At 60.7% G+C, this 13,740-nt stretch carries 12 protein-coding genes; 6 read left to right on the top strand and 6 right to left on the bottom strand.

The annotated features are described in order from the left end of the window. Nucleotides 1-83: 83 nt before the first annotated feature. Nucleotides 84-1,451, bottom strand: coding sequence for a formimidoylglutamate deiminase (locus D1820_RS13160; protein ID WP_118069368.1), 1,368 nt, complete (start codon nt 1,449-1,451; stop codon nt 84-86). 75 nt (nt 1,452-1,526) lie between these two features. Here D1820_RS13160 and hutI point away from each other — a divergent pair, with 75 nt between their 5' ends. From hutI to hutU, 4 genes are read left to right on the top strand one after another with little or no spacing between them, the layout of a single operon-like run. Further along, entirely contained in the window at nt 1,527-2,741 is a 1,215-nt protein-coding gene (gene hutI / locus D1820_RS13155; protein ID WP_118069367.1) for an imidazolonepropionase, read from the top strand. Nucleotides 2,742-2,746: 5 nt separating this feature from the next. Next, a complete protein-coding gene (gene hutH, locus D1820_RS13150) occupies nt 2,747-4,270 on the top strand; it encodes a histidine ammonia-lyase (RefSeq protein ID WP_118070198.1) in 1,524 nt (507 codons plus the stop codon). Then, entirely contained in the window at nt 4,267-5,052 is a 786-nt protein-coding gene (hutG, locus tag D1820_RS13145; RefSeq protein ID WP_118069366.1) for an N-formylglutamate deformylase, read from the top strand. Before hutH ends, hutG begins: the two co-directional genes overlap by 4 nt. Beyond that, the gene (gene hutU, locus D1820_RS13140; protein ID WP_118069365.1) at nt 5,049-6,728 is read left to right on the top strand and encodes a urocanate hydratase; all 1,680 of its coding nucleotides are present in this window, start codon (nt 5,049-5,051) and stop codon (nt 6,726-6,728) included. Before hutG ends, hutU begins: the two co-directional genes overlap by 4 nt. A gap of 187 nt (nt 6,729-6,915) precedes the next feature. Here the strand turns inward: hutU and dapD are convergent, their stop codons facing one another. The 3 genes from dapD to D1820_RS13125 form a co-directional block, all read right to left on the bottom strand. Next, nucleotides 6,916-7,743: a 2,3,4,5-tetrahydropyridine-2,6-dicarboxylate N-succinyltransferase gene (gene dapD / locus D1820_RS13135; RefSeq protein ID WP_096790175.1), complete on the bottom strand. Its 828-nt coding sequence runs from the start codon at nt 7,741-7,743 to the stop codon at nt 6,916-6,918. Nucleotides 7,744-7,867: 124 nt separating this feature from the next. Further along, the gene (locus tag D1820_RS13130; protein ID WP_118069364.1) at nt 7,868-8,473 is read right to left on the bottom strand and encodes a GntR family transcriptional regulator; all 606 of its coding nucleotides are present in this window, start codon (nt 8,471-8,473) and stop codon (nt 7,868-7,870) included. Nucleotides 8,474-8,521: 48 nt separating this feature from the next. After that, on the bottom strand, nt 8,522-9,466 hold the full coding sequence (locus tag D1820_RS13125; protein ID WP_118069363.1) for a threonine/serine dehydratase: 945 nt from the start codon (nt 9,464-9,466) through the stop codon (nt 8,522-8,524). A gap of 193 nt (nt 9,467-9,659) precedes the next feature. Here D1820_RS13125 and D1820_RS13120 point away from each other — a divergent pair, with 193 nt between their 5' ends. Continuing rightward, nucleotides 9,660-10,508 carry a TIGR00730 family Rossman fold protein gene (locus D1820_RS13120; protein WP_118069362.1) on the top strand — a complete coding sequence of 283 codons (849 nt, stop codon included), beginning with the start codon at nt 9,660-9,662 and terminating at the stop codon, nt 10,506-10,508. Nucleotides 10,509-10,573: 65 nt separating this feature from the next. Here D1820_RS13120 and D1820_RS13115 read toward each other — a convergent pair whose 3' ends face one another. Beyond that, nucleotides 10,574-10,783, bottom strand: a complete 210-nt coding sequence (locus D1820_RS13115) for a hypothetical protein (RefSeq protein ID WP_052463933.1) — start codon at nt 10,781-10,783, stop codon at nt 10,574-10,576. 465 nt (nt 10,784-11,248) lie between these two features. Between D1820_RS13115 and D1820_RS13110 the strand changes: the two genes are divergently transcribed. After that, nucleotides 11,249-12,490 (top strand): matrixin family metalloprotease, encoded by a 1,242-nt coding sequence (locus tag D1820_RS13110; protein ID WP_118069361.1) that lies wholly within the window; start codon nt 11,249-11,251, stop codon nt 12,488-12,490. Nucleotides 12,491-12,520: 30 nt separating this feature from the next. On the opposite strand, the gene rlmN is transcribed toward D1820_RS13110, so the two are convergent. Further along, entirely contained in the window at nt 12,521-13,705 is a 1,185-nt protein-coding gene (gene rlmN / locus D1820_RS13105) for a 23S rRNA (adenine(2503)-C(2))-methyltransferase RlmN (protein ID WP_118069360.1), read from the bottom strand. Nucleotides 13,706-13,740: the final 35 nt, after the last annotated feature.

Genomic DNA, 13,740 nt, shown 5'->3' with positions numbered 1-13,740 from the left:
TTGTGCCCTGCTCAACCGCTGCCACAGGCCATCCTGTGCCGCAACCCCATGTGTCCCAATCCCATTTGTCCCAATCCCACCTGTCAAAGCGCTCTCAGAAGCGAAGCCACGGCAGAGGTATAGCGGGCGATGATCTGTGCACGGTTCGCATGGCGCCCGCCGGTCACAACATGGCGTCCCGCCGACCAGACATCGCGAACGACAGAATCATCAGCAGCAAAACACAGCCCATCCAGCAACTGATCCGGACGCAATGCGCAAAGCGCCACATCAGTTGTGTCAAAAGCCATCAGATCCGCCAATGCGCCAACCTCAAGACGGCCGGCGTCACGACCCAGAGCCTGAGCCCCGCCGCTGGCTGCACCAAGATAGAGGGCCGCGCCGACCGATCCCTCCCCTGGCACCATCACATTGCGGGCGAGATCGCGTAGCCGTTGCGAATATTCCAGCAACCGCAGTTCCTCGCTGAGGGAAATTCTGACATTCGAGTCCGACCCCACACCAAAGCGACCGCCACCCTCCTGGAACAACGCGCCATTAAACGGCCCGTCGCCCAGATTTGCCTCGGTGATCGGACAGAGCCCAGCCACCGCGCCGCTGCGGGCCAGATCATGGGTTTCCTCCTCCGTCATATGGGTTGCGTGGATAAGACACCAATCCGTGTCGACCGCGCAGTTGTTCAGCAACCATTGCACCGGTCGCTCTCCCAGCCATCCGCTGATATCTGCGACCTCCTGCGGCTGTTCAGCGATGTGGATATGAACCGGGCTTCCCGCGCGCAGTGTGAGCACCTCGGCCAGTTCCTCCGGCGCGGTCGCACGCAGTGAATGGGGCGCAATGCCGACCCGCGCATCCGATGGCAAATGCTTACGCGCAGCAGTGCGACAGTCTGACAGAAGATCTGCGTAGCGCCCCACATCATTGCCAAACCGCTGCTGTCCACCGCTCAAAGGGACCTGCCCCGCGCCACCGTAGGTATACAGAACCGAAAGATGGGTCAGCCCGATTCCGGTCAAATCCGCCGCCGCAAACACGCGATTGCTCAGCTCTCCCAGCGCCTCGTAGGGCTGACCTCCCGGCTGGTGATGCACATAGTGGAACTCCCCGACCGACGCATACCCCGCCTCCAGCATCTCCATGAAAACAAGCGCGGCAATCGCCTCGTACTGCTCAGGCGTCAGGTGGTCGACGAATTGATACATCAGCTTGCGCCAGGACCAGAAGCTGTCCCGGCCTGACACGCGGGTTTCGGTCATTCCAGCCATCGCCCGCTGGAAACTGTGAGAATGCAGATTGGCCAATGCCGGCACCAATGCCCCGACCCGATGGTCCTGCGGCTGCACAGCCGCACCGGGTTCAAGCGTTGTGATCTTTCCCGCCTCAATCGTGAGGCGCAGATCGGTGACCCAGCCCTGAGGCATCCGCGCGTGATGTGCAAAAATTGTCTGCATCAGATCCTCTTATGTATAGACATAATGATATTAGATTCATACATTACGCCTATCAAGCGTTTTTGCGAGGATGCCATGGACAGCCCCCATTCCTATCTGATCTGTGATGCGACACTGGCAACGATGGCTGGCAGTGATCCTGCCTATGGCTTGATCCCTGGCGGCTTGATCGTTGTACAAGACGGCTGGATCCGTTGGTCGGGGCCTGAGGCGCAGCTGCCTAAGGACTACGCCGACTGGCCGCGCGTTTCGATGGGGGGGCGTCTGATCACACCCGGTCTGATCGATTGCCACACCCATATCATCTTTGGCGGCAACCGGGCGATGGAGTTTGAGATGCGCCTCAACGGTGCGTCATACGAGGAGGTCGCCCGTGCTGGCGGTGGCATCGTCTCAACCGTGTCGGCCACCCGCGAGGCCTCGCTGGAGGATCTGGTGCAGGGCGCGCTGCCGCGTTTGGATGCGCTGATCTCCGAGGGCGTGACGGCGGTGGAGGTGAAATCCGGCTACGGGCTGGACCGCGAGACCGAGCTGAACATGCTGCGCGCCGCCCGTCGGCTGGGCCAGTTGCGCCCGGTGACGGTGAAAACCACTTTCCTTGGCGCCCATGCCACACCTGCCGAGTACAAGGGCCGGGACGATGCCTATATCGACGAGGTCTGCATCCCCGCCCTGCGCGCCGCCCATGCCGAGGGTCTGGTCGATGCGGTGGACGGCTTCTGCGAAAACATCGCCTTTGCCCCCGCGCAGATCGAAAGGGTGTTCAAGGTGGCGCAGGAACTGGGCCTGCCGGTGAAACTGCATGCCGAACAGCTGAGCCATCAGGGCGGCACCGCGCTGGCGGCGCACTACGGTGCGTTGTCGGTCGATCATGTGGAATACGCCACCGAGGACGACGCCAAAGCGATGGCTGCTGCGGGTTCGGTGGCCGTGATCCTGCCCGGTGCGTTTTACACAATCCGCGAAACCCAAGCGCCCCCGATCGAGCACTTCCGTACCCACGGCGTGCTGATGGCGCTGGCAACCGACTGCAACCCCGGCTCTTCGCCGCTGACCTCCTTGCTGCTGACCATGAACATGGGCTGCACCCTGTTCCGCATGACGCCGGAAGAGGCGATGGCAGGCGTCACACGCAATGCCGCCCGCGCGCTGGGGCTGACGGATCGTGGTCAAATCGCTGCCGATATGCGCGCCGATCTGGCGGTCTGGGACGTGGAAACCCCTGCCGAGCTTGCCTACCGCATCGGCTTCAACCCGCTTTACACCCGTATTTATGAGGGCAAACAATGACCGAGATGATTCAGATGGTTCCGGGCACGGTGACCCTGTCCACGCTGGAAGATATCTACCGCAACCTGACCCCGGCCAAACTGGACGCCTCGGCCCGTGAACCAGTGGAGGCCGCCGCTCAGATGGTGGCAGAGGCAGCAGCAGGTGAGGACGCCGTCTATGGCATCAACACCGGCTTCGGCAAGCTGGCCTCGACCAAGATTGCGCCGGAAGACACCGCCACCCTGCAGCGGAACCTGATCCTCAGCCATTGCTGCGGGGTGGGCGAGGCGCTGCCGGAGGATAAGACCCGGCTGATGATGACGCTGAAACTGCTGTCTATGGGCTGCGGCGCCTCTGGCGTGCGCTGGCTGGTGATTGAGCAGATCGAGCAGATGCTGGAGCGCGGCGTGGTGCCGGTGATCCCGTCGCAGGGCTCCGTGGGCGCCTCCGGCGATCTGGCACCACTGGCGCATATGGCGGCGGCGATGATCGGGGCAGGAGAGGCCACGTTCGAAGGTTCTCGCATATCCAGCGCGGAAGCGCTGAAAAAAGCCGGGTTAGAGCCAATTATTCTGGGTCCCAAGGAAGGCTTGGGGTTGATCAACGGCACGCAATTCTCGACCGCCTGTGCGCTCGCCGGGCTGTTTGACGCCTGGCGCATGGCAGAGGCCTCGATGACCATCGCATCACTGACCACGGACGCCATCATGGGCTCCACCGCGCCGCTGATCGCCGATATCCACACATTGCGCGGCCATGCCGGGCAGATCGACGTTGCGCAACAGATGCGCGGGATCATGGACGGTTCCGAGATCCGCGAGAGCCACCGCGAGGGCGACACAAGGGTGCAGGACCCCTATTGCATCCGCTGCCAGCCGCAGGTGGTAGGCGCGGCGCTGGACGTGCTGCGGATGGCCGCCAAGACGCTGGAGATCGAGGCCAACGCTGTCACCGACAATCCGCTGGTGCTGGTGGATGAGGGCCGCATTGTTTCGGGTGGGAACTTTCACGCCGAATACGTGGGTTTTGCCGCTGACCAGATCGCGCTGGCCGTCGCCGAAATCGGCGCCATTGCACAGCGCCGGGTGGCGCTGATGGTGGATCCGACCCTTAGCCACGACCTGCCGCCGTTCCTGACCCCTGATCCGGGTCTGAACTCCGGCTTCATGATCGCCGAAGTGACCACCGCCGCGCTGATGAGCGAGAATAAGCATCTCGCCAACCCTTGCGTCACCGACTCGACGCCGACGTCCGCCAATCAGGAGGACCACGTGTCGATGGCCGCGCACGGCGCGCTGCGTCTGTCGAAGATGAACGCCAACCTGTCGGTGATCCTGGGCGTTGAAATGCTCTGTGCCGCACAAGGGGTGGAGGCACGTGCGCCGCTCAAGACCTCGGCCCGGCTGCAGGACGTGCTGGCGATACTGCGCGCGGACATTCCCGCGCTGGCAGAGGACCGCTATCTGGCACCGGACATCGAAACGGCCAGTGCGATGGTGCGCGCGGGCCGCGTGGCGGATGCCGCAGGCGTGAAGGTGACGGCATGATCGAAGTGACCCAAGGCGCCTCGCCGCTGGTGCTGGGGCTGCCCCACACCGGCACCGATGTGCCGCCGGAAATCTGGGACTGTCTGAACGAGACGGGCCGGGCGCTGGCAGATACCGACTGGCATATCCACGTCCTTTACGGCGGCTTGGTGGAGGATGTCACGACGGTACGCACCCCCATCCACCGCTATGTGATCGATGTGAACCGCGATCCCGCCGGTATCAGTCTCTATCCTGGGCAAAATACCACCACTTTGGTGCCGCTGACGGATTTTGACGGGCTGCCGATCTGGCGCGAAGGTAAGGCGCCGGATGAGGCGGAGATCACCCACCGCCGCGATACCTATCACGCGCCCTATCACGCGGCGCTGATGGCAGCGCTTGAGCGGGTGAAGGCGATCCACGGTTTTGCCATCCTTTATGACTGCCATTCGATCCGCGGCGATATCCCGTTCCTGTTTGAGGGCCGTCTGCCGGATTTTAACACTGGCACCAATCTGGGCACCACCTGCGCGCCTGAAATCGAGGCGCTGACCGTGGCCCGTTGCGCGGCGGCAGAGGGCTATACCTCGACCCTCAACGGCCGTTTTAAGGGCGGTTGGACCACCCGCCACTACGGGCGGCCTGCGGAGGGATTGCATGCGATCCAGATGGAGCTGGCGCAGGCCACCTACTGCCAGGAGAGCCCGCCATGGACCTATCTGCCGGAGCGCGCGTACCGCTTGCGCGTCCATCTCACCAAAATCCTGACTGATCTCAAAAACTGGAGGCCCTCGGCATGAGCGATCCCCGCAAGAACACCCGCGACATCTTCCCGCCCACCGGTTCGGAAATCACCGCCAAGTCCTGGATGACCGAGGCGCCTATGCGGATGATGATGAACAACCTGCATCCCGATGTGGCCGAAAACCCGCATGAGCTGGTGGTTTACGGCGGCATCGGCCGCGCCGCGCGCACCTGGAAGGATTTCGATCTGATCGTCGAGACCCTGAAAAACCTTGAGGAAGACCAGACCCTGATGGTGCAGTCGGGCAAGCCGGTCGGCGTGTTCCAGACCCACAAGGATGCGCCCCGCGTTCTGATCGCCAACTCCAACCTGGTGCCGCATTGGGCCAATTGGGACCATTTCAACGAGCTCGATAAGAAGGGCCTGATGATGTACGGCCAGATGACGGCCGGTTCGTGGATTTACATCGGCACGCAGGGCATCGTGCAGGGCACCTATGAGACTTTTGCCGAGGCCGGCCGCCAGCATTTCGGCGGCGATCTGACCGGCAAGTGGATCCTGACCGGCGGTCTTGGCGGCATGGGCGGCGCGCAGCCTTTGGCGGCTGTGTTTGCCGGGGCATCCTGCCTGGCAGTGGAGTGCAACCCGGACAGTATCGACTTCCGCCTGCGCACCAAATACCTGGACGAGAAGGCCGAGACCCTGGACGAGGCGCTGGAGATGATCGAGCGCTGGACCGCTGCGGGCGAAGCGAAATCCGTGGGTCTTCTGGGCAATGCGGCGGATGTGTTTGCGGAGCTGGTGGAACGCGCCAAGGCGGGTGGCTTGAAGCCTGATATCGTGACCGATCAGACCTCGGCCCATGACCCGGTCAACGGCTATCTGCCGCAGGGCTGGACCATGGCCCAGTGGAAGGAAAAGCGCGAGAGCGACAAGAAAGCGGTGGAGAAAGCCGCGCGGGCCAGCATGAAGGTGCAAGTGAAGGCGATGTGCGATTTCCACGCGATGGGCGTGCCCACAGTGGATTATGGCAACAACATCCGCCAGATGGCGCTGGAGGAAGGGCTGGAGAACGCATTCGACTTCCCCGGATTTGTGCCCGCCTATATCCGCCCGCTGTTCTGCCGTGGCATCGGCCCGTTCCGCTGGTGCGCGCTGTCGGGCGACCCGGAGGATATCCGCAAGACCGACGCCAAGATGAAGGAACTGTTCCCCGAGAACGAAGGCCTGCATCGCTGGCTGGACATGGCGCAAGAGCGGATTGCCTTCCAGGGCCTGCCCGCGCGGATTTGCTGGATCGGTCTCGGCGACCGCCACAAGGCCGGCCTCGCGTTTAACGAGATGGTCCGCAACGGCGAATTGTCCGCACCGGTGGTGATTGGCCGCGACCATCTGGATTCGGGTTCGGTGGCGTCGCCCAACCGTGAGACCGAGGCGATGATGGACGGCTCGGACGCGGTGTCCGACTGGCCGCTCTTGAATGCGCTGCTGAACACGGCATCGGGTGCCACCTGGGTGTCGCTGCACCACGGCGGCGGCGTTGGCATGGGCTTCTCACAGCATTCCGGCGTGGTGATCTGCTGCGACGGCAGCGAGGACGCCGACCGCCGCATCGGACGCGTGCTGTGGAACGACCCGGCCACCGGTGTCATGCGCCATGCAGATGCAGGATATGACATTGCCAAGGATTGCGCACGCGAACACGGGCTGAATCTGCCCGGCATCCTCTGAGGTCAAGGGGGCTCTGCCCCTCGGCCTTACGGCCTCACCCCGGAGTACTTGGAGAAAGGTGACATGTAGCCCCCCTGTCATCTTTCCAGAAAATACTCTGGGGTCCGGGGCAAAGCCCCGGTCCTGACAATAGAAAACGCGCCCCGTTTTCCAGGGCGCGTTCCGTTTGCCAGGCTGTGCTGCGCACTCAGTCGCGCAGCAGCTCGTTGATTCCGGTCTTGGAGCGGGTCTTCTCATCGACACGCTTCACGATCACCGCGCAGTAGAGGTTAACGCCGTTTTTCGATGGCATTGAGCCTGCGACGACAACCGAATAGGGCGGCACTTCGCCATACATGACTTCCCCGGTTTCGCGATCAACGATCTTGGTGGACTGGCCGATAAAGACGCCCATGCCGAGGACAGAGCCTTCCCGCACGATGCAGCCTTCGACCACCTCGGAGCGTGCCCCGATGAAGCAATTGTCCTCAATGATCGTGGGACCCGCCTGCATCGGCTCCAGCACGCCACCAATACCGACGCCGCCGGAAAGGTGCACGTTCTTGCCGATTTGGGCACAGGAGCCAACGGTCGCCCAGGTGTCAACCATGGTGCCCTCATCGACATGGGCCCCGAGGTTCACGAAGGACGGCATCAGGACCACGCCCGGCGCGATATAGGCCGATTTGCGAACAACGCAGTTGGGGACGGCACGGAAACCCGCCGCTTTCCATTGGGTTTCACCCCAGCCTTTGAACTTACTATCGACCTTGTCCCACCAGCCGGAGCCCTGCGGGCCGCCGGATTGCTCTTCCATATCCTTGATGCGGAAGCCCAGCAGCACGGCCTTCTTGGCCCATTGGTTGACATGCCAGTCGCCACTGTCCTGCCGCTCGGCCACACGCAGCTTGCCGGAATCCAATGCGTTCAGGGTCTCTTCGATCGCATCACGCTGCTCACCTGTGGTGGCGGATGTGATGGTGTCACGGGCCTCCCAAGCGGCCTCGATTGCGGTTTCCAGCTGGGCGTTGGACATCAGGGGTCTCTCCGGCGTGTGGTTGGTTTCGCTGCTACATACCCTCATTTTGCCATGGGGTCATGTGCGGATTGCGTCAATATTCCTCTCCGCAGCGGCCAATCGCGGTCGCGGTAGCTGGCACCTAGCGCACGCGGCGCAGATGGCGGCGCAGAATATCGCAGGCAGTGGTCACATCGCGACGGCGCATGGCCTGTACGATCAGGGCATGGTCGGTATCGACCCGCTGGCTCCAGCGGTGCTTCCAGTTGGCAAAGAGATGCCGGGCAGAAGCGATATGCAGATCATCAATTGTCGCCAGCAGACGTGGCATGCCGCAGGGCGACAGGATCACCCGATGAAAGGCCCGGTTTTTCTGCTCCCAATCAGCCATATCTGTTGCAGCGTCGCAGGCCAGGCGTGCGGCATCTGCGGCCTCCAGCTCCGCCGCCCCCAGATGGGCAAACGCGTTTTGCAACGCCAGCAATTCCAGCGAGACACGCATCTCGATGACCTCGCGTATTTCAGAGGGATCCAGAGCCGTCACCCGCATCCCCCTCCGGGGAATGGACTTGGCCAGTCCATGTGCCTCCAGCCGCAGAAGCGCCTCGCGGACCGGGACATGGCTGGCGTTGAACTCACGCGCGATATGATCCTGGCGCAGTTTCTCACCTGCAGGCAGCGCGCCGGTGACAATCCGCTCGCTCAACGCATGATAGATACGGTCAGAGATCGTGGCACTGACACTCATGATACACCACCGCGACATCGGTGAGCGAGCCAGAAGCCAACACGGCACTCACGAAGGGACATGTGGTGCCTCCAGCGGATCATGGGCAATATTGCCACCGCAGAGAAGCACGGCAACCCGCTCATCCGGGGCGGGTTGATAGGCGCCGCTGGTCAGTGCTGCCAACGCAGTTGCACCTGCTGGCTCCAACAGAAGCCGGCGCTCCTGCCATAGTTTGTTCTGCGCATCAGTAATTGCCTCATCCGACACAGTGAGCGAGGTCACGGTATCAGACTGATCCTGTGCCAACCCATAACAGATGGTTCCAATGCGCCGAGCACCAAGTGCATTTGCAGCTACACCCGAGACTTCGACATCAACAGGCGCGCCTGCCGCAAGCGCTGCGTTCAGGGCCGAACTGGTTTCAGGCTCCACCGCCACGATCTTCTTCGCGCTACCGTACCAGGCCATCGCGCCAGCGATAAGGCCGCCGCCACCCACCGCGATCAGAAGGGTATCCGCCTCCAGACCCTGGGCATCCCATTCGGCGAAACAGGTCCCCTGACCAATCACTGTTGCAGCTGCATCATAGGCATGGACCTGCATGGCACCTGTCTGCTGTTCATAAGCCTGCGCCTGCTCTAGCGCATTGGCATAGGCACCCGGCACAACCTTCAGATCGGCGCCACAGGCCCGGATCAGCGCAATTTTTGCAGGGCCTGCCATTTCAGGCACATAAACGCGCGCGCGCAGCCCAAGCCGCTTTGCCGCGTAGGCAACCGCTGCTCCGTGATTGCCGCCTGATGCCGCGACCAGCCCTGCATCCGGCACAGATCCGCCCAACAACGTGTTGAAGGCGCCCCGCGCCTTGAAGCTGCCGGTGTGCTGCATATGCTCCAGCTTCAGCGAGATTGGGTAATCCAATCCGAAACCGGTGGTTTCGAGTATCGGTGTGCGTTGAATATACGGGCGGATCCGCGTGTCAGCGGCCCTGATATCCTGCGTCCAATGCATATGCTGTCCCCTTTTGCCATTGGCGCGCTGACCGTAAGCCCTGTACCGGCGGGCGCAAGCCCTCGTTGCACCTGACCAAGCTTCACTGCGGATCACCTGCGTATTGGCACGCCATTCCGGACTGGCGCCACGACAGCCAAAGCGGTAGAACTGAAACTCCGCTTTATTTCAGAAATAACACAGTAGGTTTGCAATGAATGATGATCGCCACAGCCGATTCCGGGATGCACATTCTGACAGGGATCGCGCCGAGCATGTGCCATCGACACCGCAGACCGAATCCCCCGCGTATCGTCTGGCGTTTGCAGATAAGGATTTTCTCTGCCGCGACGAGCTGCGACCGGTGCGGTTGCAACTGGAGCTTCTGAAACCCCAGCTCATGCTGGATGAACATGGTATCGAGAGCACAATCGTCATGTTTGGCGGTGCGCGGATCCCGGCCCCTAAGGATAAGGATCAGGCACGCACCAAGACATTGCGAGATCTGTCGCATTTCTACGATGAAGCCCGCAAATTTGCGAAGCTGATGACCGAAAAATCCATGCTCACCGGTGGCAAGAATGACGTCATCGTCACCGGCGGTGGACCGGGTGTGATGGAGGCTGGCAACCGTGGTGCGATTGATGCCGGAGGCGCCTCTGTTGGCCTTAATATCGTGCTGCCGCATGAGCAGGCGCCAAATGAATATGTGACGCCCGATCTGTGTTTCAATTTCCATTATTTTGCGATCCGGAAGATGCATTTCCTGATGCGCGCGCGCGCCATCACCGTGTTCCCTGGTGGCTTTGGCACCCTGGATGAAATGTTTGAAACTCTGACACTTATTCAGACCGGCCGGATGGAACGTGTGCCGTTCCTGCTGTTCGGCCGTGCCTTCTGGGAGAAGATCATCAATTGGGAGGCGCTGGCGGATGCGGGCACCATCTCCGAGGAGGATCTTGATCTGTTCCGTTTTGTGGAAACCGCCGAGGAGGCAATCCACATTATCGACAACTGGGCACCAGCGCCGCCGCGCGACAGCCTGCCCGGTCGCGACGATTGATCATATGACCTTCCCCGTCGCGCGACACATCGCGCGTGGCGGGGGCCGGCAAATCTGCAAACGGGTCAGGCAAATTCAGCAGGCAGGACTCCCAGCGGTTTTCCATGTGGCAGGCGAGTCAGAATTTGCGATCCTTCGATATCCTTGATCGCATAGCCATAGCCGCGCAGGCGGAATTTCCATTCACGTGGGCTGAGCGCCTTGCCGCGTTCTTCGCGCACCAGATCCAAAACGGTGGGCTCAATCGGCGTGGCGGCCGGTGTGTGACGTGCCATGATCTCTTTCCCTTCCATTGACTGTCTACGATTTGGAAACTGTCTTGCCGAAATGGCGGAAATGTACCGCAATTGTGAAAATTTCTGGGCGACACCCAAACCTGCAAGTCAGTGAGTTCGAAATTGCCACCTGGCAACCGGATACCAAGAGCCATCAGATTCGCCGTCTGATCTCCAATCTTTAAGAGGGTTGTTTTGAATGTGACCTTCCGGCGCAGAAACGTCATTTTCTGAAAGTTGATGCAATGGGGCATTGCCTGACCTCCCTCCAGCTTCAACATACAGCGTTGAATAAAATACACTTTCGAGAAGGGCTCAGCAGCGACACAGACAGGGGTGGATCAGTAATGGCTGTCTCTCTCAGGTCGTTTGCGAGCCGAAAACTGCGCAAAAAGTCCCAATCTTGGGCGTATCGGCGCCACATTCATTGACGAGATTGACGGCAACCCAATGTGGAGTGGTCACATGCCAAGAGTCTCGGATTATTCAGCGCTGCTATACTATCTTGATGGTGATCATTTTCGCTGGAACGCCCCTGCAGACCTGGGGACGCAGGCAATCATCACATACAGCTTCACAGAGACAGGCAGCCTTGCAGATCCTGCAGTCAGTGATCCTTATGGCGCGACGGAGTACTGGTCATTTGACGAGGATCAGCGCGACATCTTTCGCGAAGGACTTTCCCTCTACGAAGACATTTCGGGGGTCCGGTTTATCGAAGTCGAAGGCCGGGGCATGATCAATGCGTTTGGTACAACCGGCAGCAGTGCTGGTGGCTGGGCCAATATCGCAATGTCCGGAAATGGCTTCACCGGCAGGGGTGACCTGACCGTTGATACGGATGTCATGACAAAAGGCACTTATGGCTATGTCACGGTGTTGCATGAAATAGGTCATGCCCTCGGGCTGCAACACTCTCATGACGGTGGTCTGACATTAGATCACCACGCGGATACGCCCGCGAACACCGTAATGACCTACAATCATAGCCCTGCCTATGTGACCGACTTGGGTACATTCGACGTTCAGGCAATGCAGCATCTCTATGGCAGCTCCGACAGCTTTGCGGGTTGGGAAATATTGGGCGGCGGAAGCGACCCGATCATCATCCGCAGCACGAATGCTTCTGAAACGGTGATCGGAACCGATCAAAATACCACCATCAATGCCAAGGGCGGCCATGACCACGTTCGGGGTCGCGAAGCAGATGACACACTACGTGGCGCGGATGGGCGCGACACGATGATTGGTGGCCTGGGGGAGGATCGCCTATTCGGGGGCAATGGCGCCGACCTTCTGATCGGCGGCACAACGGGCGACGCCTATTCCGGTGGTAGCGACAATGATGTCCTCTACGGCAATCGCGGACACGACATGCTGCACGGCGGATCCGGCAACGATCACCTGTTGGGTGGTGTTGGTCGCGACACCCTGGTGGGTGGTGACGGCAGTGATACCCTGACCGGTGGTACCGGTGCAGATACATTTGTTTTCGATCAGGCTGATGCCTTCGACACCAACCGGATCACCGATTTCAGCCGGGGCGCCGATGTGATTGATCTGTCGGGTGTTTGGTTGACCAGTTTGGAACAGCTGGACATCTCCGAAGACAGCGGCACCACCACCATCTCCTATTCCAATTGGTTTGAGCTGGAGCTGACCAATTACACCGACCCCCTTACGGGATCGGATTTCATATTCAGTTGAGGCAGCCGGGGACCTGCCTGGAGGTCGAGGTCAGGGGTTGAGCCCCGCCTCGGCCTCAATCTGTTTACGGCTCTTGCGCGCACGCTCAGTGGCGGATTTCAACTGGCCACAGGCCGCCAGAATGTCTTCACCACGCGGGGTACGGATCGGCGAGGCATAGCCGGCCTGATAAATGATGTTCGCGAACGCATGGATGCGGTTGTTCGATGACCGCGTATAGGGTGAGCCGGGCCATTCATTGAATGGGATGAGGTTCACCTTCGCCGGAATCCCCTCGATCAATTCGACCAGGCGGTGGGCGTCTTCGTCGCTGTCGTTCACACCATTCAGCATCACATATTCAAAGGTGATCCGCTCCGAATTGGTCAGACGGGGGTACGCGCGCAGCGCCTCCAGAAGTGCCTCGATATTCCAACGTTTGTTGATCGGCACCAGCTTGTCGCGCACCTCATCAGTTGTGGCATGGAAAGAGATTGCCAGCAGGCAGCCGATTTCTTCGGCTGTGCGGGCAATTTCCGGCACCACGCCAGAGGTCGAGAGGGTAATGCGGCGGCGCGACAGGCTGATCCCCTCAGGATCCATCGCAATCTTCATCGCATCGCGCACGTTTTCAAAGTTATAGAGTGGCTCACCCATGCCCATCAGCACGATGTTCGACAGCAGACGTGTCTCATCCTTGGGCGCGCCGGGCACAGGCCATTCGTCCAGATCGTCACGCGCCATCATGATCTGGCCAACGATTTCAGCGGACGTCAGGTTGCGGACCAATTTCTGCGTGCCGGTGTGGCAGAACGAACAGGTCAGGGTGCAGCCCACCTGCGAGGAAATGCAGAGCGTGCCGCGCCCTTCCTCCGGGATATAGACGACCTCCACCTCGTGACCGCCAGCAATCCGCACCAGATATTTGCGCGTGCCATCGGTCGAGACCTGCTTGCTCACCACCTCTGGGATCGCAATCTCGAAATGCTCATCCAGTTCCGCACGATACGCTTTGGCAAGGTTGGTCATCTCGGCAAAGTCGCGTTTGCCCCATTGATAAATCCACTGCCAGATCTGCCCCACCCGCATTTTGGCCTGCTTTTCCGGCGTGCCATGCGCAATCAGGGTGTCGCGCAACTGGTCGCGGGTTAGGCCCACAAGATTGATCTTGCCGCCCTCTGGCAGTTTGCGGGGCAGGGTCAGGACGTCTTGGGTGATCGGCGCATTGGCGGTCATGGCAAAAAGACTCGGTCTGTTTGGGTGGATGCGGC

It is taken from the genome of Phaeobacter sp. LSS9 (assembly GCF_003443595.1).
Taxonomy (GTDB): domain Bacteria; phylum Pseudomonadota; class Alphaproteobacteria; order Rhodobacterales; family Rhodobacteraceae; genus Phaeobacter; species Phaeobacter piscinae.
The sequence above is the reverse complement of the archived record's forward strand: the minus strand, read 5'-3'. Positions and strand labels throughout refer to the sequence as shown.